General features: G+C 51.7%; 24 protein-coding genes and 1 pseudogene. 7 read left to right on the forward strand and 18 right to left on the reverse strand.

Going from position 1 to position 22,447, the window contains the following annotated elements; genetic code table 11:
• Positions 1-239: 239 nt before the first annotated feature.
• A pseudogene (locus tag ACLW56_RS15770) lies at positions 240-404 on the reverse strand (integrase arm-type DNA-binding domain-containing protein); the annotation flags it as partial.
• A gap of 193 nt (positions 405-597) precedes the next feature.
• Positions 598-1,461, reverse strand: coding sequence for a YicC/YloC family endoribonuclease (locus ACLW56_RS15775; protein ID WP_330984695.1), 864 nt, complete (start codon positions 1,459-1,461; stop codon positions 598-600).
• A gap of 124 nt (positions 1,462-1,585) precedes the next feature.
• Between ACLW56_RS15775 and rph the strand changes: the two genes are divergently transcribed.
• Positions 1,586-2,302: a ribonuclease PH gene (gene rph / locus ACLW56_RS15780; RefSeq protein ID WP_330984696.1), complete on the forward strand. Its 717-nt coding sequence runs from the start codon at positions 1,586-1,588 to the stop codon at positions 2,300-2,302.
• A 72-nt stretch (positions 2,303-2,374) separates the two neighbouring features.
• On the forward strand, positions 2,375-3,016 hold the full coding sequence (pyrE, locus tag ACLW56_RS15785; RefSeq protein WP_330984697.1) for an orotate phosphoribosyltransferase: 642 nt from the start codon (positions 2,375-2,377) through the stop codon (positions 3,014-3,016).
• 195 nt (positions 3,017-3,211) lie between these two features.
• On the opposite strand, the gene slmA is transcribed toward pyrE, so the two are convergent.
• The 3 genes from slmA to coaBC all read right to left on the reverse strand — a co-directional run bounded on the left by slmA (position 3,212) and on the right by coaBC (position 5,575).
• A complete protein-coding gene (slmA, locus tag ACLW56_RS15790; protein WP_330984698.1) occupies positions 3,212-3,808 on the reverse strand; it encodes a nucleoid occlusion factor SlmA in 597 nt (198 codons plus the stop codon).
• 119 nt (positions 3,809-3,927) lie between these two features.
• On the reverse strand, positions 3,928-4,386 hold the full coding sequence (dut, locus tag ACLW56_RS15795; protein ID WP_330984699.1) for a dUTP diphosphatase: 459 nt from the start codon (positions 4,384-4,386) through the stop codon (positions 3,928-3,930).
• Positions 4,364-5,575 (reverse strand): bifunctional phosphopantothenoylcysteine decarboxylase/phosphopantothenate--cysteine ligase CoaBC, encoded by a 1,212-nt coding sequence (gene coaBC / locus ACLW56_RS15800; RefSeq protein WP_330984732.1) that lies wholly within the window; start codon positions 5,573-5,575, stop codon positions 4,364-4,366. Before coaBC ends, dut begins: the two co-directional genes overlap by 23 nt.
• A gap of 172 nt (positions 5,576-5,747) precedes the next feature.
• Here coaBC and radC point away from each other — a divergent pair, with 172 nt between their 5' ends.
• From radC to mutM, 4 genes are all read left to right on the forward strand, one after another.
• Positions 5,748-6,416 carry a RadC family protein gene (gene radC / locus ACLW56_RS15805; RefSeq protein ID WP_330984700.1) on the forward strand — a complete coding sequence of 223 codons (669 nt, stop codon included), beginning with the start codon at positions 5,748-5,750 and terminating at the stop codon, positions 6,414-6,416.
• A gap of 204 nt (positions 6,417-6,620) precedes the next feature.
• Entirely contained in the window at positions 6,621-6,857 is a 237-nt protein-coding gene (rpmB, locus tag ACLW56_RS15810) for a 50S ribosomal protein L28 (RefSeq protein ID WP_002436699.1), read from the forward strand.
• A 20-nt stretch (positions 6,858-6,877) separates the two neighbouring features.
• Complete coding sequence (gene rpmG / locus ACLW56_RS15815) at positions 6,878-7,045, forward strand: 50S ribosomal protein L33 (RefSeq protein WP_003024094.1); 168 nt, start codon at positions 6,878-6,880, stop codon at positions 7,043-7,045.
• A 98-nt stretch (positions 7,046-7,143) separates the two neighbouring features.
• Positions 7,144-7,953: a bifunctional DNA-formamidopyrimidine glycosylase/DNA-(apurinic or apyrimidinic site) lyase gene (gene mutM, locus ACLW56_RS15820; RefSeq protein WP_330984701.1), complete on the forward strand. Its 810-nt coding sequence runs from the start codon at positions 7,144-7,146 to the stop codon at positions 7,951-7,953.
• On the opposite strand, the gene coaD is transcribed toward mutM, so the two are convergent.
• From coaD to rfaQ, 7 genes are all read right to left on the reverse strand, one after another.
• Complete coding sequence (gene coaD / locus ACLW56_RS15825) at positions 7,954-8,433, reverse strand: pantetheine-phosphate adenylyltransferase (RefSeq protein ID WP_330984702.1); 480 nt, start codon at positions 8,431-8,433, stop codon at positions 7,954-7,956.
• Positions 8,434-8,436: 3 nt separating this feature from the next.
• Positions 8,437-9,207, reverse strand: coding sequence for a glycosyltransferase family 2 protein (locus ACLW56_RS15830; protein WP_330984703.1), 771 nt, complete (start codon positions 9,205-9,207; stop codon positions 8,437-8,439).
• Positions 9,207-10,481 carry a lipid IV(A) 3-deoxy-D-manno-octulosonic acid transferase gene (gene waaA / locus ACLW56_RS15835; RefSeq protein WP_330984704.1) on the reverse strand — a complete coding sequence of 425 codons (1,275 nt, stop codon included), beginning with the start codon at positions 10,479-10,481 and terminating at the stop codon, positions 9,207-9,209. The genes ACLW56_RS15830 and waaA overlap by 1 nt, the downstream gene beginning before the upstream one ends.
• Positions 10,482-10,566: 85 nt before the next feature.
• The gene (locus tag ACLW56_RS15840; protein WP_330984705.1) at positions 10,567-11,562 is read right to left on the reverse strand and encodes a glycosyltransferase; all 996 of its coding nucleotides are present in this window, start codon (positions 11,560-11,562) and stop codon (positions 10,567-10,569) included.
• A gap of 11 nt (positions 11,563-11,573) precedes the next feature.
• The gene (locus ACLW56_RS15845) at positions 11,574-12,674 is read right to left on the reverse strand and encodes a glycosyltransferase (RefSeq protein ID WP_330984706.1); all 1,101 of its coding nucleotides are present in this window, start codon (positions 12,672-12,674) and stop codon (positions 11,574-11,576) included.
• Positions 12,675-12,676: 2 nt separating this feature from the next.
• Entirely contained in the window at positions 12,677-13,804 is a 1,128-nt protein-coding gene (locus tag ACLW56_RS15850; RefSeq protein WP_330984707.1) for a glycosyltransferase family 4 protein, read from the reverse strand.
• Positions 13,801-14,871 carry a putative lipopolysaccharide heptosyltransferase III gene (rfaQ, locus tag ACLW56_RS15855; RefSeq protein WP_330984708.1) on the reverse strand — a complete coding sequence of 357 codons (1,071 nt, stop codon included), beginning with the start codon at positions 14,869-14,871 and terminating at the stop codon, positions 13,801-13,803. The genes ACLW56_RS15850 and rfaQ overlap by 4 nt, the downstream gene beginning before the upstream one ends.
• Before the next feature lie 150 nt (positions 14,872-15,021).
• On the opposite strand from rfaQ, the gene ACLW56_RS15860 reads away from it, so the two are divergent.
• Positions 15,022-15,984 (forward strand): polysaccharide deacetylase family protein, encoded by a 963-nt coding sequence (locus ACLW56_RS15860; protein WP_330984709.1) that lies wholly within the window; start codon positions 15,022-15,024, stop codon positions 15,982-15,984.
• 13 nt (positions 15,985-15,997) lie between these two features.
• Here ACLW56_RS15860 and ACLW56_RS15865 read toward each other — a convergent pair whose 3' ends face one another.
• The 6 genes from ACLW56_RS15865 to rfaD are packed head-to-tail and all read right to left on the reverse strand — an operon-like array spanning position 15,998 to position 22,408.
• On the reverse strand, positions 15,998-17,227 hold the full coding sequence (locus tag ACLW56_RS15865; protein WP_330984710.1) for an O-antigen ligase family protein: 1,230 nt from the start codon (positions 17,225-17,227) through the stop codon (positions 15,998-16,000).
• Positions 17,228-17,234: 7 nt separating this feature from the next.
• Positions 17,235-18,320 (reverse strand): glycosyltransferase family 9 protein, encoded by a 1,086-nt coding sequence (locus tag ACLW56_RS15870; protein ID WP_330984711.1) that lies wholly within the window; start codon positions 18,318-18,320, stop codon positions 17,235-17,237.
• A 25-nt stretch (positions 18,321-18,345) separates the two neighbouring features.
• Positions 18,346-19,428: a glycosyltransferase family 9 protein gene (locus tag ACLW56_RS15875; RefSeq protein ID WP_330984712.1), complete on the reverse strand. Its 1,083-nt coding sequence runs from the start codon at positions 19,426-19,428 to the stop codon at positions 18,346-18,348.
• A gap of 3 nt (positions 19,429-19,431) precedes the next feature.
• Complete coding sequence (gene rfaC, locus ACLW56_RS15880; RefSeq protein ID WP_330984713.1) at positions 19,432-20,415, reverse strand: lipopolysaccharide heptosyltransferase RfaC; 984 nt, start codon at positions 20,413-20,415, stop codon at positions 19,432-19,434.
• A 3-nt stretch (positions 20,416-20,418) separates the two neighbouring features.
• Positions 20,419-21,465, reverse strand: a complete 1,047-nt coding sequence (rfaF, locus tag ACLW56_RS15885) for an ADP-heptose--LPS heptosyltransferase RfaF (RefSeq protein WP_330984714.1) — start codon at positions 21,463-21,465, stop codon at positions 20,419-20,421.
• A 10-nt stretch (positions 21,466-21,475) separates the two neighbouring features.
• The gene (gene rfaD, locus ACLW56_RS15890) at positions 21,476-22,408 is read right to left on the reverse strand and encodes an ADP-glyceromanno-heptose 6-epimerase (RefSeq protein WP_330984715.1); all 933 of its coding nucleotides are present in this window, start codon (positions 22,406-22,408) and stop codon (positions 21,476-21,478) included.
• Positions 22,409-22,447: the final 39 nt, after the last annotated feature.

Genomic DNA, 22,447 nt, shown 5'->3' on the forward strand with positions numbered 1-22,447 from the left:
AATATTATTGCAATGCTAAAAATTTCCATACACATTATTTGTAAACCACTGCTATATAATAGCAATATACTATCATGATTTAAGTACTGATATAATCTAGATAATGATCATTATTATGCGATGGTGAAAGTTATTCGTAATAAATTAAAGCTTCTCTTTCATTGAACTTGAAAACTCTATTTTACATTTAATACAAGCATTGAAGAGTGACCATAGGAGGAGTAAATATGTCTTTTAAAAATAATTACCCGCTGTTTTCCAGAGAAACGATAGCGAAAACGCCAGAATGGAGCAGCATATTTCTTTGGAAAATAGAGAGATAAACCATTGCCATCTGACCTTGCTTCGAAGCGTTCGTCAGCTCTGATCCATGCCTTGATTTGTATGTCTGTCATTTTTGCCATATATGACTCTGCTTATGTGCTGTGTGTACATAATCATGATGCCATAAAAGTCATTATGTACATAGTTAAGTACACGCTAAACATGCGCTGTAGTGATACATGATGAGACAAGATGATAAAGATATAGCCCGTATTAACGGGCTATTAGAGGCGGTCTTAGCTTGGGTGAGACAAGGTGAGATCGTCTGAGATATTACTCAATGTTCTGGATTTGCTCGCGCATCTGCTCTATCAGCACTTTCAGCTCGATGGCGGAAGTGGTGACTTCAGCATTGATGGATTTGGACCCGAGGGTATTCGACTCGCGGTTGAACTCCTGCATCATGAAGTCGAGGCGACGGCCAACGGCTTCTTTCTTCTTCAGGATGTTCCAGGTCTCTTTCACGTGGGCTTCGAGGCGGTCAAGCTCTTCAGCAACATCGATACGCTGGGCCATCATCACCAGCTCTTGCTCAAGACGGTTGTTCTCCAGCTGAACCTGGGCTTCTTCGAGCTTCGCGACAAGACGCTCGCGCTGCCACTGAAGGATTTCCGGCATATGTGCGCGGACTTTCGTCACTTCAGCGCTCACGCCGTCCAGGCGTTGCTCAATCAGGGATTTCAGTGCTTTGCCTTCGGTTTCACGGGCCAGAATGAAATCATCCAGTGCGCCATCGAGGGCCGTCAGGATTTCAGCCGTGATGGCGTCCAGATCTTGTTCCTGGGCTGCCATGACGCCCGGCCAGCGGAGAATATCGACCGGGTTAATTTCGCCTTCGTCACTTTGCATCTTCACCCAGTTAGCCGCGTTAACTAACTGGCGAGCCAGGTTTTCATTCAGGATGAGTTCACCCTGAGCGCTTGGGTCCTGTTCAAAACGCAGCGTACATTCTACTTTGCCGCGAGTCAGGCGTGAGCGGATGCGTTCACGCACTACCGGCTCCAGGCTTCGAAATTGTTCCGGCATGCGGAAGTAGGTTTCGAGATAACGCTGGTTTACCGAGCGCAGTTCCCAGGCGGCGCTGCCCCAGGAGCCCTTAATTTCACGGCGGGCGTAGGCGGTCATACTGCGGATCATAGACGTTCCTGTTTTTAAAGGAGAGATGGGGGGATTATAGCTAGCGGGGCTTTCTCATGATAGGAATAAGCGCGTTTAATCCGTATAATGCGCAGCCACATTCGTTTTAAGCCGGAGATTTATCATGCGTCCAGCAGGCCGTAGCGCTCATCAGGTGCGTCCCGTAACCCTGACCCGTAACTACACCAAACACGCTGAAGGCTCTGTGCTGGTCGAATTCGGTGATACTAAAGTCCTCTGCACCGCGTCCATTGATGAAGGCGTTCCTCGCTTTCTGAAAGGCCAGGGCCAGGGCTGGATCACCGCCGAATACGGCATGCTGCCACGTTCCACGCATACCCGTAACGCTCGTGAAGCGGCAAAAGGTAAGCAGGGTGGCCGCACCATGGAAATCCAGCGTCTGATTGCTCGTGCACTGCGTGCAGCGGTCGATCTCAAGACCCTGGGCGAGTTTACCATCACGCTTGATTGCGACGTGATTCAGGCAGATGGCGGCACTCGTACCGCTTCTATCACCGGTGCCTGTGTTGCACTGGCCGATGCGCTGAACAATCTGGTTGCCGCGGGCAAACTCAAAACCAACCCAATGAAAGGCATGGTAGCTGCGGTTTCCGTGGGCATCGTCAACGGCGAAGCGCTGTGCGATCTGGAGTACGTTGAAGACTCCGCCGCGGAAACAGACATGAACGTGGTGATGACCGAAGACGGTCGCATCATCGAAGTTCAGGGCACTGCTGAGGGTGAGCCGTTCACCCACGAAGAGCTTCTTACCTTGCTGGCGTTGGCCCGAGGGGGAATCGAATCCATTGTAACGACGCAAAAAGCGGCGTTAGAAAACTGATTTTAAGGGCGACGTGGTCGCCCTTTTTTTTGTCCAAAGAAAAGCACAGAAAGTAAGATGAGGAGCGAATCCATGAAACCCTATCAGCGCCAGTTTATTGAATTTGCGCTTAACAAGCAGGTACTGAAGTTCGGCGAGTTTACGCTGAAATCCGGGCGCAAAAGCCCCTATTTCTTTAATGCCGGGCTGTTTAATACCGGGCGCGATTTGGCTCTGTTAGGCCGCTTCTATGCTGAAGCTTTGGTGGATTCGGGGATTGATTTTGATCTGCTGTTTGGCCCGGCATACAAAGGGATCCCGATTGCCACCACCACCGCAGTAGCGCTGGCTGAGCATCACGAGCGCGATGTGCCGTACTGCTTCAACCGCAAAGAAGCCAAAGATCATGGCGAAGGCGGCAACCTGGTGGGCAGCGCGCTCGAAGGGCGTGTGATGCTGGTGGATGATGTGATTACCGCCGGGACCGCTATCCGCGAGTCGATGGAGATTATCCAGGCTAATGGAGCAACGCTTGCGGGGGTGCTTATCTCGCTTGACCGTCAAGAACGCGGCCGTGGTGAAATTTCTGCGATTCAGGAAGTGGAACGCGATTACGGCTGTGAAGTGATTTCTATCATCACCCTGAAAGAGCTGATTGCGTACCTGGAAGAGAAGCCTGAAATGGCGGATAGCCTGGCGGCCGTTCGTGCTTATCGCGAAGAGTTTGGCGTATAAAACAAAAAACCGGGCATGTTTGCCCGGTTGAAACTGATGACAAACCTCTAACGGATACAGTTTTGTCATGGGTGGCGGAACAAAAAATAAGGAAAATCAATTCATTGATTTTCTGCTGATAATCACAAAGAAGGAAAAACCACGCTTTTTCCTTCTTTGTCAGCAATCTGACCGGGCGTTTTCGCCCGGTTCTTTTTACTGCAGTTGAGCGTATACCAACGGCCAACGCGCATCAAAATCATCGGTTGGGCGGTACTTAAACTCACTACGCACGAAGCGGGACAACATCCCTTCACAGAACGACAATAGCTGGCTTGCCAGCAAAGACTCATCCACGCTGTAACCTTCACCTTCACGCATCTTCTTTTCGCGCAGCACCTGGCGGATTTGCGCTTCAATACGTTCGAAAAGCTGGTTGATGCGGCCCTGCAGCCTGTCCTGTTCAAACATCAGCGCATGGCCTGTCAGAATGCGCGTCAGCCCTGGATTACGCTCGCCAAAGCCGAGGATCAGCAAAACAATCAATCGCAGACGCGCACCGGTATCTTTTTCATCTTTCAGGATCAGATTAATACGGGTAATCAGACTGTCTTCAATAAACTCGATAAGGCTGTCGAACATCCGGGTTTTGCTTGGGAAATGACGGTACAGTGCGGCTTCAGACACGCCCACTGATGCCGCCAGTTTCGCGGTAGTGATTCGCTGGCTGCCATCGCTGGATTCAAGCATAAGTGCCAGAGATTGAAGTATTTCTTCGCGACGATTCCTTTTCGCGGTTTGTTTTTCTGCCATGTTGTAAAATACCCCTGAAAATTAACACTTGTCAGGCGCGCATCCATACTGCGACCGCAAGCCTTTGCTTGCGTTGGTGTTATTGCATTATTTCGCTGTTGGATGCTGCGTCAGGACGCTTATTTGCGTCCTGAATGGCCGAAGCCGCCTTCGCCACGGTCGGTGGCGTCAAATTCTTCCACCAGATTAAATTCCGCCTGAACGACAGGAACAAAGACCATTTGAGCAATGCGTTCGCCCGGCTCGATAGTAAAGCTCTTCTGCCCACGGTTCCAAACAGAAACCATCAACTGACCCTGATAATCAGAATCGATAAGGCCAACCAGGTTGCCGAGTACCACGCCGTGCTTATGACCCAAACCAGAACGAGGCAGGATAACGGCAGCCAGAGACGAGTCAGCGATATGAATAGCAAGGCCTGTTGGCAGCAGGGTGGTTTCACCGGGAGCCAGTTCTACGGCGTCATCCAGACAGGCTCGCAGGTCAAGTCCGGCAGAGCCGGAGGTGGCGTAAGCTGGCAACGGAAATTGCTCACCCACGCGCGGGTCCAGAATCTTAACGTCGATTTTTTTCATCATAACGGGTAACGATCTCGTCCAGTAGTAGTTGGCCCAGGCGTTCCTTTCGCGCAAGTGGTAAGACTTTGTCTCCATCCTGCCAAAAGAGGTGCAGCGCATTGTTATCGCTGTTAAATCCTTGATTATCTTGTGATACGTCGTTAGCACATATCAGATCAAGGTTTTTGCGGGCACGTTTTTGCCGTGCGTATTCTTCCACATTATTCGTTTCTGCGGCAAACCCTACGACATAAGGACGAGCGTTTTTCAGAGCGGCAACACCTGCAACGATATCCGGGTTTTTGACCATTTTCAGTGTTAATTCATCGCCTTGCTTTTTGATTTTCTCATCTGCAATGGCTTGTGCCCGGTAATCCGCCACCGCCGCGCAGCCGATGAAAATATGCTGCTTTGTGGCATTGGCCTGAACGGCGGCTTCCATCTCCAGCGCGGTCGTCACATCAACGCGTTGTACAAACGGTGGTGTTGGCAATGATACGGGGCCGCTGACCAGCGTGACGTTTGCGCCTCGGCTGGCTGCTGCTGCCGCAATAGCGAAGCCCATTTTTCCCGAGCTGTGATTGGTGATGTAACGCACCGGGTCCAACGGCTCGCGGGTCGGGCCAGCGGTTATCATGATATTGAGATGTTGCAGATCTTTGACAGGCGAAAAATGCGCCGCCGCCATCTCCACAATGGTCAGTGGGTCGAGCATGCGCCCTGGGCCAATGTCTCCACACGCCTGGCTACCGCTGTCTGGACCCCAAAGCAGAAGCCCACGTGATGCCAGCGTTTCAAGGTTGTGCTGGGTCGCGGCGGCTCGATACATCTGCTGATTCATTGCCGGTACCACCGCAATCGGTGCGGCTGTCGCCAGGCAAATCGTTGAAACCAGATCGTTTGCCATACCGGCGGCAACGCGGGCAATGAGGTCGGCCGTTGCTGGCGCCAGAATCACCAAATCACCCCACTTACCCAGTTCAATATGGCCCATGGCGGCTTCCGCGGCGGGATCAAGCAGGCTGTCAGACACCGGATAACCTGACACGGCTTGCAGGCTCAAAGGCGTAATGAACGCTTTTGCTGCGTCCGTCATGGCGACGCGAACATCAGCACCACGCTCGCGCAAACGGCGAACCAGTTCAGGGGTTTTATAGGCAGCAATACCGCCGCTGACGCCGAGAACGATTTTTTTACCGGCCAGGCTCATCATGATTCTTTCCTGTGGAGGACATCGGAATCCTGCCATTTTATCACAATCATTCTGCACTCGTGCTGCAAAGGAAAATCAGTCTGCGAGGCGTTACGCAGAGATAACATCTCGCTGTCGCCAATGCCTAAAAGTGCATGACAGAATAAGCGAAGTCAGAAGGAGAAGGTCTATGGAAATGGACGAGCCGATTCTGCCGCGTGAGAAAATGCAGGTGGATGGCATTGAATCACTAACGGATACCGAGCTGTTGGCGCTGTTTCTGCGCACCGGTAATCAGCGTCGAGACGTGCTGGCCTTTGCGAAATATTTGTTAGGCCGCTTTGGTTCGTTGCACGGGTTGTTGTCGGCGCCTGAGGATGCCCTGCTCGACACCGAGGGCATTGGCATTGCGAAATATGCGCAGCTTAAAGGGATAGCGGAACTGGCCCGGCGTTTCTTCAGTATGCAACTGCTACTGCTGGAAGACCCCTTGCGCAGCCCGGATGCAACGAGGGATTTTTTACGTAGCCAGCTGGCCTGGGAGGAGCGTGAGATCTTTATGGTGATCTTCATGGACAGCCAAAATCGGGTGCTCAAGCACAGCCGGATGTTCACGGGAACCCTCAATCACGTGGAGGTTCACCCAAGAGAAATCGTCCGTGAGGCCATTAAAAGCAACGCCGCCGCGCTGATCCTGGCGCATAATCATCCTTCCGGAAGTGCGACGCCGAGTAAAGCGGATAGAATCATGACCGAGAGAGTGGTAAAGTGCTGCAACTTCATGGATATACGTGTTCTCGATCACATGGTTGTTGGGCAAGGAGAGATCATTTCCTTCGCTGAACAGGGCTGGATTTAGCGATCCATTGGGATCTTTGTCTGTTCGGGACTTGAGCACACCACGGAGTCAGCGTATACTACGCCACCTTTGAGAATCTCGGGTTTGGCATTTGGGCCTGGCTGCACGAGTTCACTAAGAACCGTCAAACCGGGCTGTAGCAGCCTGACGAGGCGCCAATACCCTATACGAAGCTCGAGCTAATTTGATTTTTGGAGAATAGACATGTCCCGAGTCTGCCAAGTAACTGGCAAGCGTCCGGTGACCGGTAACAACCGTTCCCACGCACTGAACGCGACTAAGCGCCGTTTCCTGCCGAACCTGCACTCTCACCGTTTCTGGGTTGAGAGCGAGAAGCGCTTTGTCACCCTGCGTGTATCTGCTAAAGGTATGCGTGTCATTGACAAGAAAGGCATCGATACAGTTCTGTCTGAACTGCGTGCCCGTGGCGAAAAGTACTAAGTACTAAGAGGAATTAAATCATGGCTAAAGGTATTCGTGAGAAAATCAAGCTGGTTTCTTCTGCTGGTACTGGTCACTTCTACACCACCACGAAGAACAAGCGTACTAAGCCGGAAAAACTGGAACTGAAAAAGTTCGATCCAGTTGTCCGTCAGCACGTACTTTACAAAGAAGCTAAAATTAAATAATTTTAGTCTCCTTGTACGAAAACCCCGCGCTTGCGGGGTTTTTTGTTTTCTGCGCGTCCCCATAATAGAGAGCATCCTGAACGGTTTTCGGAGACGTCATGCCTGAATTACCCGAGGTTGAAACCAGCCGCCGTGGCATTGAGCCACATCTGGTCGGTGAAACCATCCTGCACGCTATTGTTCGTAACGGCCGCCTGCGCTGGCCGGTCTCGGCTGAAATTCACAGCCTCAGCGATAAACCTGTGCTCAGCGTCCAGCGGCGCGCCAAGTATCTGCTTCTTGAACTGCCGGATGGCTGGATAATCATTCATCTTGGCATGTCCGGGAGTTTGCGTATTTTGCCTGAAGAGCGTCCGGCCGAAAAACATGACCATGTCGATTTGGTGATGAGCAATGGCAAGGTGCTGCGTTATACCGATCCGCGCCGCTTCGGTGCGTGGCTGTGGACTAAAGTGCTTGAAGGCCACAGCGTGCTGGCGCACCTTGGGCCTGAGCCTCTCAGCGAGGCGTTTAACGCTGACTACTTCCGTGAAAAATGCGCGAAGAAGAAAAGCCCCATCAAGCCCTGGCTGATGGACAACAAACTGGTGGTGGGGGTAGGGAACATTTATGCCAGTGAATCGCTCTTTGCCGCCGGGATCCATCCCGATCGCCTGGCGTCATCGCTTTCGCCACAAGAGTCCGAGCTATTGGTGCGAGTGATTAAGGCTGTTTTGCTGCGCTCTATTGAGCAAGGTGGAACGACGCTGAAAGATTTTCTGCAAAGTGATGGTAAACCGGGCTATTTCGCGCAGGAGCTGCAGGTCTATGGCCGTAAAGACGAGCCGTGCAGAGTGTGCGGGGCACCGATCATGGCGACGAAACACGCGCAACGGGCGACGTTTTACTGCCGTCAGTGCCAGAAATAGTTACTTCAGCTTATCCATCAGTGCCTGATGAACGGCAGGAGGGAGGAAGTGGGCGACATCACCGTCGTGGCGAGCCACTTCTTTCACCAGCGAGGATGAAATGAATGACCACTCTTTTGACGGCATCAGAAACACACTTTCCAGCTCTGGCATCAGGTGGCGGTTCATCTGCGCCAACTGCATCTCGTATTCAAAATCCGCGACCGCGCGCAGACCACGAATCAAAATATTGGCCTGCTGCGCGCGGGCGAAATTGGCCATCAGGTCACTGAAACCCGCCACTTCAACATTCGGGATATGTGAGATAGCCTGCTGAGCCAGGGCCACACGTTCATCCAAATCGAACATCGGCTTTTTGCCTGGGCTTGCGGCAATCGCCAGCAACACTTTATCGAACATCGCGCTAGCGCGAGTGACGATATCAATGTGACCGTTGGTGATGGGATCAAACGTGCCGGGATAGATGGCTTTTGTGCTCATGACTCACGCCTTCTTGCTAAAGCCGCGGTTCAGCGCCCACAGCTCGGTGTACTTGTTAAACGTATATTGTGCGTTAACCACGGCCAGCAGCCAACCCTGTGCACCATCCAGCACGCCACCACGTATCAGCAACGTTTTAATGAATGCGCCGAGCGTGTGGCCGAAAATACCCGCCAATGACGCCTTTTTGCCCTTCTGATAACGTTCCTGAGCCCAGGCCGTCGCGTAGGCGAGCTGTTTTTGCTGGAAGTCAGCAAAATCACGGCATGTCAGATGGCGTAGATCGCCTTTAAGTTCGATGATGTTGGCATCACGACACTCAAGGGATTCATGGACCAGGTTGCCATTGTATTGCCAGCGTTCACGTTCGTAGAGGCGCAAGACTCTGTCAGGATACCAGCCGCTATGGCGCATAAAACGACCGAGGAAATAGTTGCGGCGTGCGATGCTGTAGACCGCCCCTGCTTGTGGTGCCGTGAGCACCTGACGCAAAGATTGTTCTAACTCAGGCGTGACTCGCTCATCGGTATCGATCATCAGAACATAATCACCCGTTGCCAAAGCTTGAGCGCGTTGACGCTGAATACCGTAACCTTGCCAGTCGCTGTTCACATGGACTTGTGCGCCCAGGCTGCGAGCCAGTTCCACTGTGTTATCACTGCTGCCGGAATCCAGAACGATAATCTCGTCAGCCCAGCGCACTGATGCCAGACATTCTGGCAGCAGCTCAGCGGCATTTTTGGCGATCATGACTACCGACAGGCGCGTTGGCATTAATGACTCCGCTGCGGCAGATAGGGTTGCAGTAACTCCAGCAGACGGACGAGTGCGCCCTGGTTTTGATGAAGAACTTCGACAGCGTGACGGCCGTACCACAGACGATAATCTTCGTCGGTGAGCAGCGTGGAGACTTCTTTCACCAGCGAATCGGTATCCGTCACGGTGATCAGTCCTTCGGCCTGCTGCAGCTTGGCGCAGATGTCTTTGAAATTAAAAATATGCGGCCCCATCAGCACTGGAATGGCGTGAGCAGCAGGCTCCAGCGGGTTATGACCACCGCGCTCGACCAGGCTTCCGCCAACGAATGCCAGGTCAGCAATGCCGTAGAGCAGCATCAGTTCACCCATCGTGTCGCCAATGACGACCTGAGTCGTGGGCGAAGGGATCTCTCCGGTGCTGCGCAGAGTGAATGTCATTCCCGCTTTTTGCACCAGTTCACGCGCATCGGCAAAGCGCTCTGGATGGCGCGGCACCAGAATCAGCAGCAGATCAGGGAAAGTTTCCAGCAGCTTTTGATGTGCATCGAGGATAATTTTTTCTTCGCCGTCGTGGGTGCTGGTGGCGATCCACACCTGACGGCGTGGGGCCCATTGGCGGCGTAGCGTAATGGCTCGAGCCGCCAGTTCTGGCGTCACGGAGATATCAAATTTGAGGCTACCGGTAATGGTGAGCTGGTTGCGTTTGAGGCCAAGAGAGAGAAAGCGATTGCCGTCTTCTTCGTTCTGAGCCGCTATTAAGGTGATGCGGCTCAGCAGGCGGCACATGAAATTACCGAGTTTGCCGTACCCTTTCGCGGAGCGTTCAGACAACCGGGCATTAGCAATAACCAGCGGAATCTGGCGCTTGTGCAGTGCCGTCACCATGTTTGGCCACAACTCTGTTTCCATCACGATAACCAGCTTTGGCCGCACGGTGTTGAAGAAGCGGTTCATCGCCCCCGGCAGATCGTAAGGCAGATACACATGCTGGACATCTTTCCCGAAGGCAGACATTGCACGTTCTGACCCCGTTGGCGTCATCGTGGTCACGGTGATGGGCAGCGAAGGATAGCGATGGCGCAGGGCGCGCACCAGCGGGATAGCCGCCAGCGTTTCGCCGACGGACACGGAATGCAGCAGTATGCCATCCGGCACTACCTTGCCTTTGCAGAAGCCGTAGCGTTCTGCCCAGCGTTTACGGTACGCAGGCGCTTTACGGCTGCGTAACAGCAGCCGCAGCCAGACCAGTGGCTGAATCAGGTAGAGCAAAATGGTATACAGAAATTCCAAGCGTGTTATCCGTTTTTATTGTCTTCGGCGGGCAAATTCTAAGCATTTAGCGGGCTTAAAGCTATCCCTTTGGCAATCTGGACGTTCAATCGCTCAGATAACGTTTCAAACGGAAGTAGCGACGGCCTAAACGCCAGCGCAGGCGCGGGCTTTTTGCACTCTTCCAGATCAGTTTCCAGATGCCACGATCGAAGAATTCCCGCACGATCATCGCCTTTTTACGCGGATCTTTCATATTGTCGAACGTATGAATGATCCCCAGGCCTTCTTTCGCTATCTGCCAGTGGCAAGCCGCGATGCCTTTCACCTGTTCTGGATAGCGCTGGTTGATGGCATCCAGCATCTCCAGAATTTTCATGTAGTGGCGAGCAGAACGGATGAGCGTCTCGTCGGTATCCGGTGTATGGGAGACGGAAGCCGAATGGATGTAGTAATCGTAGTACTGTTCACTGGTGTACTGCACTCGTTCTGCAGCCAGCAGCACTTCTGTTGTCCAGGGAATGTCCTGATGACGAAGGCCTGGCTCGAAGTGGAAATTGTGCTGGCGAATGAAATCATGGCGATACAGATTCAGCCAGGTCACATGCAGAAACTTGCGCGAATCCAGGGCTTGTTTCAACCACGCCGGGCCACTCAGCACACCGGTGGACTGCAATTTATCCGGTGGGAAAATCGGACGGGTCGGCTTTTTGTCATTTTCCCAAACGTAGTTTCCGTTGCAGGTCACGACATCAAGCTGGCTTTTGAGTGCCAGGCTCAGCAAGTGCTGATACATGCCCGGTTTGAAGACATCGTCGATATCCGGGAAGGAAAGGTACTGGCCGGTGGCAACGGCCAGGCCAGTGTTGCGGGCTACGGAAACCCCCTGATTTTCCTGCTCGAGCACCTGCATCTGCGGCAGTTGCTGGCGCCACTTTTCCACTATCTGCAGTGAGCTGTCGGTGGAACCGTCATTGACGATGATCACTTCCATGCTCTCGATATTTTGCGCTACGAGGCAGGAGAAGAACTGATCTAAAAATTTTTCGCCGTTGTAGACGGCGACAACCACGCTAAGCAGTGGTGATGTCGGGTGTTGCATACAATACCTGATTACTGTTTAGTGCCCGCAAGCGCAATATATTGACGGCAGATTGCCTCAATGCCGTAGGCAGAAATGGTGGTGTGGTCGATAGCCGGTGGATGTTGCCAGATGTCCTGCATGGTTTTTGCCAGCCCATCGTCGTTCATTTCACTCAGACCGCGTGCAAGCTCACCAGTGAGAATTTCAGACGGCCCGCCTGGGCAGCGAGTACTCACTGCTGGCGTCTGGCAAATAATCGCTTCAACCAGCACGTTGCCAAATCCTTCGCAATCAGAGCTTAACACCAGTTGTTTGGCGTTTTTGATCCACGGATAAGGATTCGGCACGAAGCTGCGGAACTGCGTTCTGTCGGCAATGCCTAATGTCTTCGCCAACGCTTTCAACTGATCAATGTGTTTCTGGCTGCCATTACCCATCATCACCAGTTGACCTGGAATCCCGCTTTTGGCGAAGGCACGCAGCAGACGATCGTGGCGCTTGTGCTCATGGAAGCGGCCGACATGGATGAGATACTCCTGTCCTTCCAGCTCAAAAGGTTCAGCGGCAAGCTGCAGGATGTTAGCGATGTCAAAAGGGTTATGGATAACCACGCCCCGGTTGAGGGTGATGCGCAGATTTTGGGTCAGATCATGAAGCACGGCGTTAGACACCGCCACAACCTGCGAATTTTCGTAGACCCGGCGTATTTTGGTTCGCTTAAACCAGCGAGACGGGGCCCGGCGATTACGCAGGTAAGAAAACGAGAACATGCCGTGAACGCAGTACCAGATTTTATCGCGGCTGATAGCGCGTGTATGAGCAACGATGCGATCCGTTTTATGCAGGTGGGAGAACACAATATCGAAGTTCCCTTTTTCCTGCGCTTTGACAATGGCTTCGTCCAGTAAATGAGCGCGGCGACACAGCTCCGTAAGCTTTCGCCAGGGCTTTTTGCAAGTGTCCTGCACAACCTGATAATCGATGCCTTCCGGGATGGCGTAGTCACACACTTTGCGCAAGGAGAACAGGGAAACCTGATGACCCATTTCCACGAGCCCACGCGAGAGCGTCAGCACCGTTTTTTCGGCGCCCCCGCCGGGTAAACCATCAATAATCATAAGGATGCGCATCATTAATCCAATAAAGTTTGATAAAGCGTAATGAGCTGACTTGAGAGCCGCTCCGGTGTTGCATCCATGACTTTATGGCGAGCAGCCATGCCCATTCTGTTATCGTCTTCCTGTGCCGGTATTGCCATCACCGCCTCTCGCAGGCGTGAGATGTCGAGTGCATCGCAGACAAAACCGTTGGTTCCTTGCGCTATAAATTCAGCCCCACCGCAGGTGTGTGAGGTAATGACGGGCAACCCGCAGGCCATCGCTTCCAGAATGACATTGGGAAACGGGTCGTACAGAGTTGGCAATAATAAGCCGTCAGCCGCATGATAGAACGGTAATGTTTCTTTTTGCATACCACAAAAACGAACGCGATCGGCGCAACCTTCTGAGCGAGCCAACGCATGATACTGCTTTTCTGCCTTGTCCTGACCCACGACAAGCAGGTAACGATCGGTGCCTGCAATGGCTTTAATCGCAGCCGCCAGCCCCTTACGTTCAAATCCTGATCCCACAAAACAGAACACCACGGCATTCGCCGGAATGCCCAGTTGTTCACGCAGCACGAATTTTTGCATGCTTTCAGCTGGAACGAAGCGGCTGGAATCAATGGAATTATAAATCACGTGGACTTTTTTTGCGTCGACGGCGAAATCTTCGATGATTTCTTGCTTCACCATTTCCGCATTACAAATCACAGCCTTAAGTTCCGGTGCCTGATACATGGCCTTTTCAGCGTCCATCACGTAGCGATGGTAGCGATCGAGCATCAACATGTGACCACGCCAGCCGGGCAGAATGCGTTGGCGTTGCAGTAACCAGCGGCGATGAACACCATCGCCTGCACGGTAAATATCGCAGCCAGGAATTCGCTCATGGCTTTGCACGATATCAAACTGCTCTGCTTGCCAGAGCTTACGCGCTGCATGAGCGAAACCGCGTTCGCGGCTAATGCGCCCCCATTTCTGCGGATCGCAAATATGAATGTGCCAGTCGTCCTGCTTTTCGCCTTGCCACTGGCGAGTGATGACATTCAGCTCTAAATCCTGATTGCTAAGCGCGCTCAGGGCACGAGAAACAAAACGTTCGGCACCGCCGTCAGGACGGTATTTTTGGCGCACGATGGCCAGACGATGTTTCTTCATGACAGGCAATTCCTTGCAGCAGCAACGACGCGCTCAACCGGGATAGCGTCCAGATAGCGTTCTTTGGTCTTGGTGTCGACCGCATCGGGGTCAGGCAGTGGGCCATACTCCCCGGCCCAAATCACTTCACCGTTCACCTGCCATGGGCTCCAGAACGTGAGTTTTGATGGGCCAAAAAGCGCGACGCACGGGGTTTGCAAGGCCGCAGCCATATGCATAGGCACAGAATCCACGCCAATAAACAATGCGGCGTGGCCTATCAGGGCGCCTAACTGACGAAGCGTTAATTGTCCGGCCAACGACACCACGCGTTCCTGAGGGCTGGCGGCAAGGATAGTATCGACCATTGTCAGTTCTTTTTTGTCCGGGCCGGAGGTCAGCACAATCGTGTGCCCCTCTTGCTGCAGTGCCGCGATGGTTTGCGCCATTTTGCTCTCATCCCAGCACTTGAAAAACCAGCGAGAGGTAGGCTGCACAACGATAAACTTTTCTGGCACGCCCTTTTCAGCCAGCTTATCTGAGACGGCTTGCCAGTCTTCCGGGCTATAGCTCATAGCGACTGAACTGACTGGCGTAATACCCAGCGGGGCAAGAATCGAGAGATTTTGCTCAACGGTATGCATCTGTTTATGCCCGTTCACGGAGGCAAGTTCCGTATGGCAGTGACGCCAAAACCAGCCGCGGCGCTTATTAAAATCAAACCCAATGCGCACCGGTGCGCCGGTAAAACGGGTGATGATGGCACTTCGCCACTGATCGGCAAGGTTGAGAACCAGTTGATAACGCTGGTCACGCAACGTCGTCAGCAACTGCCACTCTTTTTGCAGATGTCCGCGTGTGCCCAGTTTTTTCCACTTACGATCGATACCGTAGATCTGATGAATGTCAGGGTGTGCGGCCAGCATATCCCGGGTTTCTTCATACAGCAGAACGTCGATTTGTGCATCGGGCCAGCGCTGGCGCAGGGAGTGGATCACCGGGGTAGTCAGAAGCATGTCGCCATGATGACGTAATTTGATCAAAAGAATGCGTAAACCGGGTGCGTTAAGTGAGTTATTCATCATCATCTTATTGGGGTCGTATTGCCTGCAATTCTAATAGACATGATGAGGACTTGCATCATTTCTCGGCAATGTCAGGTTTTTCCTGGCAACTGTTTACTCGGTGAGAGGAGAGTGCGTAACATAGCCCTAACCCTCATCGACTCTGGGAAAACCATGACGAAACCAGCATTTATCATCACCATCGATACTGAAGGCGATAACCTTTGGCAAAACCATCGGGAAATTAAAACGGAAAACGCCCGATACCTGCCGCGCTTCCAGGCTTTGTGTGAAAAACAGGGTTTCAAGCCGGTCTGGTTAACGAACTACGAGATGGCGGTTGACCCGGTTTACATCGACTTTGCTAAAGACGTGATTGCGCGTGGACAAGGGGAAGTCGGCATGCATTTACATGCCTGGAACAGCCCGCCTGAACATGACCTGACCGGTGATGACTGGCGCTGGCAACCTTATCTGATTGAATATCCGGATTCTGTTTTACGCGAAAAAGTGCTGTTCATGACTGAGCTTCTGGAGAGCACCTTCCAGACAAAAATGCTCAGCCATCGTGCCGGACGCTGGGCGTTCGACAGCCGTTATGCAAAATTGCTGATTGAACTGGGTTATCAGGTCGATTGCTCAGTCACGCCGCGTGTGAACTGGCGCAACGCCAAAGGGGCACCGCAGGGTACAGGCGGAACGGATTATCAGCACTTCCCGGAGAATGCCTATTTTATCGACGAGAATGCGATACATCGGCCAGGTAACAGCGCCTTGCTGGAAGTCCCAATGAGTATTCAGTACAGACATCCGGGTTGGCTGAATAGCGTGAAGCAAGGCTACGACCGCCTGCGCGGCAAATACCGCTCTCCCTCCGTTAACTGGTTACGTCCTGCTGGCGGGAATGCCGATGAGATGATCAACGTTGCGGAGAAATGCCTGGCTCAAGGCAACGACTATGTCGAATTTATGCTCCACTCATCCGAGTTTATGCCCGGCGGCAGCCCTACGTTTAAAGATGAAGCCGCGATTGAAGGGTTGTATCAGGATCTGGAAAAGCTCTTCGCCTGGCTTGCACAACGCACCCAGGGAATGACGTTGGCTGAGTTTTATCAGGTGAAAAAAATGCCCCGTTAGGGGCTTTTTCAATTCATGCCTGCCGCGGTGGAGGCGACAGGAGAGCGGTCAGTACGAAAAGCTGAGCGAAAAATATGCTTTGCTCTCTGCTGATAAAAATAACGTCTGTAAAACCGACAGTGATGATAATGAACGTCAGCCCCAAAAACTTTGCGCTTCGGGTTCTGAACGCATAGTTGAGTAAGATCAGATAGGCCAGAATCATAATGACAACGCCAGGGATCCCCTGAAGTGTTGCTGTATCAATGACTTCATTATGCAAGTGGACATCGATATAACGCAGCGCCGATTTATTAGACTTCGTTTCTTGTGTGTAATCCTTGGCGAATTTTTCTCGTTGTTCGAAGCTCATGCCCCATGGATGAGCCATAAACGCATGGTAACCGACTTCCCACATTGCGAATCGAGCGGTGAGTGAACCAGACTGGTTACCATCATGTTGGCTATACCGATCAATCTCAGACTCTGTTATTTTTATTTTTGGTTCAATGATCGGTTTATAAGCAGCAGCGAATGCAATAATGATGGCAATCACCACGATGGACAGTGTCCTGAGATAATTTTTCTTCCATGCAATCAGACTAGCAATCAACACTAACGGGAAAAATAGCAGAACGTTGCGGGTGCCCGTTTTAAAGAGAATATAAAATGCGACGATGAAACAAGCAGCCATTAACAATTTGGCCATTAAGCTTTTATGCTGATCAAGAAAAATGATTGTCAGTAATGCCACCGCTGAATACATATAAGCGCTATCTGTTGCATAGCCCAGGAAGAAATCCGTTCGCTGCCCGGGATGCATGGCGATTTGATAGCAGCCGATAATCGAGGCGAGGGCAAAAGCTGCAAAGAGGGCGAAGCGGACTGCTTGTTTATGTTTTTCAGTAAGATAGTCTTTGAGTGAAAATGCGCTCCAGGCAATGACGGCACCCAGAAGGAGTCGCTTTCCCGTATTATAGTAGGGGTTGTATTGGTTATAGTCGGGATTGCCGAGATATTCTGCGATGAACCAAATATATTTACTGAGGCCCACTAATGCCAGCATTGCAACGATGCTAATGAGAAGAGGTGTTGGCGTTTTTTTCCAGTTAACAATAAGAGAGAGAATTGAAACGTAAGAAGAGAGGTAGAAAAATGTTCTGGCTTGAGGCGCGCTAACAAAATTTAGAATGACGGATATACTGGAAAGAAGCAGTATTGTCAGCAAAATTAACTGATTATGTTTTCTCAAATTTTCTAACATTATCATTCTATTTTAATTCTCCAGCAGACAGTTTGTGTACTGCCGCTACAATTTCATTTACAGGAATTGATGACACTGGATGGTATTTATTTACTGTGCGTAATTGAATCGCGTTAGCATAACCTGGTCCCCACACATCACTATTAACGTATTGACCATGCAGATCGTTTCCATAAAGTGCAACCAACGGCTTTTGATATGTCGCTGCAATATGAACAATGGAGGTATCTGGAGAGATGATCATATCAATATGGGCGATCAAGGCTATTGCAGAAAGAAGGGTATTAAAGGGGCTGATGTAAACATCGTCAGGTAAGGTTAAATCGATTCTGTTTAAATGATCTAACAGAATGATACACGTTGCTGGATAGGCATTTTTTAATGATAAAATTAACTCTTCAAGTTGACTGAATGACATTTCTCGACGGCTGTCAGCAGCAAATGCATTAACCAGAATGAACTTGTCATGGCCCGTATTTTTCAGAAAGTTAAGAACATCCTGATCCAGTTCTGAGGGATAAAACAACTCGTATTGCGTCGAGTAATCTGAAAGTCCCATCACCTGCATTAATAAATCGTAGCGGTTAGTGATGTGACTATTATAATCGTTATACTGGATAGACTTGTTATAGATGTTATAGTTTTCTTTATTGAAGCCAATGACATTTTTCGCCGAAATACTGCGTAAAAAACGCAGGCTACGCGGTGATATTTTATCGCCCATGTCGATCACAAGATCATATTTTTCAGCGCTAAGTTGGGCGGTGATATCAGAAGCTTCAGTGGATAACACTTTGTTTATATAGGGGTTGTTTTTAACGATTTCGATGTTTTTTGGTGTTGCCAGTATATCGACAGTGTATCCCTGCTTACTCAGTTCACGCATAACGGATGTTGATACGACCATATCGCCTATTTTATCATCGTCACGCAAGAGCAGGATGGTTTGAATATCCTGTAAGGCAAACGTTTTTTTGCTGCGATGATCCCAAATCATTTTTGCAAAACGCATACGCAGCGACTTCATAAAATAGTTTTTACTACGGTTCCATTTTCTCAATGTAGCAAATTTTTTTTCCGAATGCGGGGTCATTATTGTTACCAACAAAGTGAACTGATTATGCTTTGGTGTTATTACCAGCGCTAGCGATAAAATGATGGATGCGCTTTAAATCCGCATCACTCACAGCAAACAACTCTTCGCGATCCTTGTGGAAATAATACCGCGTCTCAAACACATATGAGCTGATGTTGTCATCATTGCCAATCAACAAAGTCTCACCCAGCGGGCGTTGTTCGTGGTGACAGCATGGCCCAAACAGCAGGACGACAGGCACGCCTACCGCGTCTGCGATATAGACATTTCCGGAGTCGGAGGCAATGTAGCAATTCATTCTGGAGATGGCCCACGGCACATCTTCCAACGGCAGCAACCCCAGCAGGCTGGTGATATTGCTTTGTTCGCCTGTGGCGCGATAAAGCTCGTCGAGCCACGGTTGTTCGTTCTCTGTGCCGAAGATGTAGAACTGGCAAGGCAAATCACTCAGCGTGTCGAAAATACGTTTCCAGACGGACGGCGGCACTGTTTTTGCTTTATTGCCTGCGGAAATGCTCAGACCGATACGAATAACATCCGGTTTATCCAGACACTCAGGCCAGGCTTTGGGCTGATAGAGCGGATGCGTGGCATGCTTTGGGGCATCCTTCCAGCTTAATGTTCTGTCTGCTAATTGCAGATAATTGGTGACGGATAACGTCTGTTTCCCATGCTCCACCACGCCATCTGCTGCCATGTAGAAAATGGCGTGATACCAGCGGCGGGTGTAGATGCTCAGGAACTGTTTGTTCTTTGCGTTGCAAACGGCGGCGAAGAAGAGATTGGTGCTGTTCGGCTGCAGCAGATACACGTTGTCATAGCGATTCATAATCAGCCAGGCAAAGCGGAGTTTGGCGAACACATTGCGCTTCTTTTTGCCGATGAGATAAATCGTCTCGATGGTGTCGTCGCGGCTTGCCAGCGGCTCTACGGCACGGCTTATCAGCACATCACTCTTTTTCAGGTGGCTGAGCAAAGGGGTCGCATTGACGAAATCGCCAATCTTCGCAGTCTGGATGACAAGGTTTTTACCCGTCTCTTTGCGAAACAGCTTCCCCAGCAATTTTGCCGGAAGAAAGAGAATAAACAGAAGCACATAGCTCATTAACTACGCTTCCTTGCCCGTACGTTGCAGGTTGCCCTGTAGAACGTTAAAAATCGCATCAGCCGTGATATCTCCCATCTTGCCCGTCGGGCTTACGTATTGTTGTTGGTTTTTGCCGTAGCCCCCAATCAGCCCGGGATCGGTTGGGCCGAAAAGAGTGATGTTGGGGCGATCCAGTGCAGCGGCTAAGTGGCTCAAACCGGTGTCGACAGAGGCAATGGCTTGTGCCCCAGCCAGCTCTGCAGCAACGTCCGCCAGCGTTAGCTTCGGCAAGACGTCGACGTGACTGAGCCCAGCGGCAATGCGTTCCGCGCGCAGGCGTTCATGCTCCGCGCCCCACGGCAGTTTAATCTGTAATCCGCTTTGTTGCATCAGTTCTACGAGGGCTCGCCAGTGCGATTCCGGCCAGTGCTTATCATCCCGGGTTGTGGCATGCAGGAATATGACATACGGATTGCCAGTGTGTTCCTGTAAATTCTGAAAATGCTGGGCAATCGCGTAATCTCCCTGAGCGTCAGGTTTCGCATAGCCAAGGCTTTTTGCAAACAGTTCACGCGTGCGTTCGACGGCGTGCTGATCTTTGGCAATAGGGTGGCGGCGGTTATAAAACAGGCTTGCCAGAGGTTCGCGGGCGCTGCTCCAGTCCATGCCATGTTTCACGCCATGCGCCAGACGCGTCACCAGCGCTGCACTTTTTACCAGCCCTTGTGCATCAATGATGGCGTCATATTTTTCAGCCTGGATCATCTGGCGAAAAGCGTGGCGTTCGGCCTTTATGGGCGCAGAGAACCAGGCTTTGCGCCAGCGACGGATAGCCACAGGGATCACTTTATCAACAGCGGCATGCCAGGTCGGGATTTGGGCAAAGCCTTCTTCCACGGCCCAGTCAAAACGAAGACGAGGAATGGCCTTTGCGGCATCGGTCAGGGCGGGCAAAGTATGCAGCACATCGCCCATTGAAGACGTTTTTACGATCAGCACTCGCATGCGTCAGGCATCCTCGTCCAGCAGCAGTTGATTGAGCTCTTCCAGAACACGAGACGGCGTAATGTCGATCAGGCTTTGATGATAGCCCTCGGCGGCGTCGCCTTTACGCACTTTGTGATAGCCGGAAATGAGGCGAATGACTTTTGCTTTGTGCGACAGCGGCGGGGTGAAATCCGGGCTGCTTGGACCATACAGCGCAACCAGTGGGCGATTCAGTGCCGCAGCAACGTGCATCAAGCCAGAATCGTTGGTGACGACTGCTTTGCAAGCCGCGAGCAACACCACAGCTTGCTCAAGCTGAGTTTCACCAGCCAGATTTCGACACCACGCCTGCTGCTCGGTGCTCAAAGAGGCAAGGATTTCATTGCCGGCATCGTTGTCTTTGGCTGAGCCAAACAACACCACCTGGTATCCTTCGTCGATCAGCTGTTTCGCCAGCTCGGCATAGTGATAGTGCGGCCAGCGCTTTGCCGGGCCGAACTCAGCACCCGGGCAGAAGCCAATCATCTGGCGTTCGCTTGAGAGGGTAAACGCGTTACAGACCTGGGATTTCTCCCCTTCGTTAACCTGAAGCTGAGGCCATAACAGTGGCTGAGGCAGATCTTTGGCAGAACGCATCACGCCTTTGTCATAAGCCAGGGCGACGTAGCGTTCGACCATTAAAGGCCATGCCGCTTTGTCGAGTACGCGTGCGTCATTCAACAGACCGTAACGCATCTCGCCGCGCCAGCCTGTGCGCTGTGGAATTCCCGCAAAGAACGGCACCAGCGCAGATTTGAATGAGTTAGGCAGGACATAGGCGCGATCATAGCGTTTTTCGCGCAGGCTGTGGCCGAGCCGACGACGTTCGCCGATCTCCAGCGCGCCGTGGCCTAATGGCATCGGGATGGCTTCGTTAACTTCTGGCATGCGCGATAAAAGAGGACGGCACCACGCGGGTGCCATCACATCAATGATCGCCTGGGGATAGCGCGCCTTGAGCGTGCGGTAGAGACTTTGCGACATCATCATGTCGCCCACCCATGACGGGCCGATCACCAGTATTTTCATTCGTCTTATCTTATGCGTCGCGGTTCAGCCAGGCCATGTACTCCGCGACACCTTCCGCCACGGTTTTGAAAGGCTTGTCGTAGCCCGCTTTACGCAGGTTAGTCAGATCCGCCTGAGTGAAGGCCTGGTAGCGGCCTTTCAGTTTTTCCGGGAACGGAATGTATTCGAGGGACCCTTTCTGGTGATAAGCCAGCGCGGCGTCGGCCACCGCCTGGAAAGATTCCGCACGGCCCGTGCCGAGGTTGAAAATGCCGGATACGCCGTTTTCCCAGAACCACAGGTTGACTGCCGCCACGTCGCCCACATAGACGAAATCACGTTTAAAGCCATCGCTGCCTTCGAACAGTTTCGGACTTTCACCGTTGTTCAACTGAGTGTTGAGGTGGAAAGCGACGCTCGCCATGCTGCCTTTATGGCCTTCACGTGGGCCATAAACGTTGAAGTAACGGAAGCCCACCACCGGAGAGTTTGCTTCTGGCAGGACTTGACGTACGTATTCATCGAACAGGAACTTGGAGTAGCCGTAAACGTTAAGCGGCTTTTCATATTCGCGTGATTCGATGAAATCAGAAGTACGGCCGCCGTAGGTGGCAGCCGAAGAGGCGTACAGGAACGGAATTTCACGCTCCAGGCAGTAATGCAGCAGCTCTTTGGAGTACTGATAGTTGTTATCCATCATGTACTTGCCGTCCCACTCGGTGGTGGATGAACAGGCGCCTTCATGGAACACGGCTTCAATTTCACCGAACTCTTCGCCGGCTATAATCTGGATCAGGAAGTCTTCCTTGTCCATGTAGTCGGCGATGTTGAGGTCGACCAGGTTGACGAATTTGGTGCCATCTTTCAGGTTGTCCACGACAAGGATGTCAGAGATGCCTTTGTCATTCAGGGCCTTAATGATATTGCTGCCAATAAAACCTGCGCCGCCGGTAACGATGATCATAACGATAACCTTTGAAATGTGGGTGACCGGGCCTTTCCC

Source organism: Pantoea sp. sgz302252 (assembly GCF_047713085.1).
Taxonomy (GTDB): Bacteria; Pseudomonadota; Gammaproteobacteria; order Enterobacterales; family Enterobacteriaceae; genus Scandinavium.

Coding starts and splice junctions, on each gene's coding strand:
- ACLW56_RS15865 (WP_330984710.1), bottom strand. CDS start 17,227: ATGTTAGAAAATTTGAGAAAACATAATCAGTTAATTTTGCTGACAATA.
- rpmB (WP_002436699.1), top strand. CDS start 6,621: ATGTCCCGAGTCTGCCAAGTAACTGGCAAGCGTCCGGTGACCGGTAAC.
- ACLW56_RS15775 (WP_330984695.1), bottom strand. CDS start 1,461: ATGATCCGCAGTATGACCGCCTACGCCCGCCGTGAAATTAAGGGCTCC.
- rpmG (WP_003024094.1), top strand. CDS start 6,878: ATGGCTAAAGGTATTCGTGAGAAAATCAAGCTGGTTTCTTCTGCTGGT.
- coaD (WP_330984702.1), bottom strand. CDS start 8,433: ATGAGCACAAAAGCCATCTATCCCGGCACGTTTGATCCCATCACCAAC.
- ACLW56_RS15850 (WP_330984707.1), bottom strand. CDS start 13,804: ATGAAGAAACATCGTCTGGCCATCGTGCGCCAAAAATACCGTCCTGAC.
- mutM (WP_330984701.1), top strand. CDS start 7,144: ATGCCTGAATTACCCGAGGTTGAAACCAGCCGCCGTGGCATTGAGCCA.
- ACLW56_RS15860 (WP_330984709.1), top strand. CDS start 15,022: ATGACGAAACCAGCATTTATCATCACCATCGATACTGAAGGCGATAAC.
- slmA (WP_330984698.1), bottom strand. CDS start 3,808: ATGGCAGAAAAACAAACCGCGAAAAGGAATCGTCGCGAAGAAATACTT.
- rfaQ (WP_330984708.1), bottom strand. CDS start 14,871: ATGATGATGAATAACTCACTTAACGCACCCGGTTTACGCATTCTTTTG.
- ACLW56_RS15875 (WP_330984712.1), bottom strand. CDS start 19,428: ATGAGCTATGTGCTTCTGTTTATTCTCTTTCTTCCGGCAAAATTGCTG.
- ACLW56_RS15830 (WP_330984703.1), bottom strand. CDS start 9,207: ATGCCAACGCGCCTGTCGGTAGTCATGATCGCCAAAAATGCCGCTGAG.
- rfaF (WP_330984714.1), bottom strand. CDS start 21,465: ATGAAAATACTGGTGATCGGCCCGTCATGGGTGGGCGACATGATGATG.
- pyrE (WP_330984697.1), top strand. CDS start 2,375: ATGAAACCCTATCAGCGCCAGTTTATTGAATTTGCGCTTAACAAGCAG.
- rph (WP_330984696.1), top strand. CDS start 1,586: ATGCGTCCAGCAGGCCGTAGCGCTCATCAGGTGCGTCCCGTAACCCTG.
- coaBC (WP_330984732.1), bottom strand. CDS start 5,575: ATGAGCCTGGCCGGTAAAAAAATCGTTCTCGGCGTCAGCGGCGGTATT.
- ACLW56_RS15845 (WP_330984706.1), bottom strand. CDS start 12,674: ATGCGCATCCTTATGATTATTGATGGTTTACCCGGCGGGGGCGCCGAA.
- ACLW56_RS15870 (WP_330984711.1), bottom strand. CDS start 18,320: ATGACCCCGCATTCGGAAAAAAAATTTGCTACATTGAGAAAATGGAAC.
- rfaD (WP_330984715.1), bottom strand. CDS start 22,408: ATGATCATCGTTACCGGCGGCGCAGGTTTTATTGGCAGCAATATCATT.
- dut (WP_330984699.1), bottom strand. CDS start 4,386: ATGATGAAAAAAATCGACGTTAAGATTCTGGACCCGCGCGTGGGTGAG.
- radC (WP_330984700.1), top strand. CDS start 5,748: ATGGAAATGGACGAGCCGATTCTGCCGCGTGAGAAAATGCAGGTGGAT.
- ACLW56_RS15840 (WP_330984705.1), bottom strand. CDS start 11,562: ATGCAACACCCGACATCACCACTGCTTAGCGTGGTTGTCGCCGTCTAC.
- rfaC (WP_330984713.1), bottom strand. CDS start 20,415: ATGCGAGTGCTGATCGTAAAAACGTCTTCAATGGGCGATGTGCTGCAT.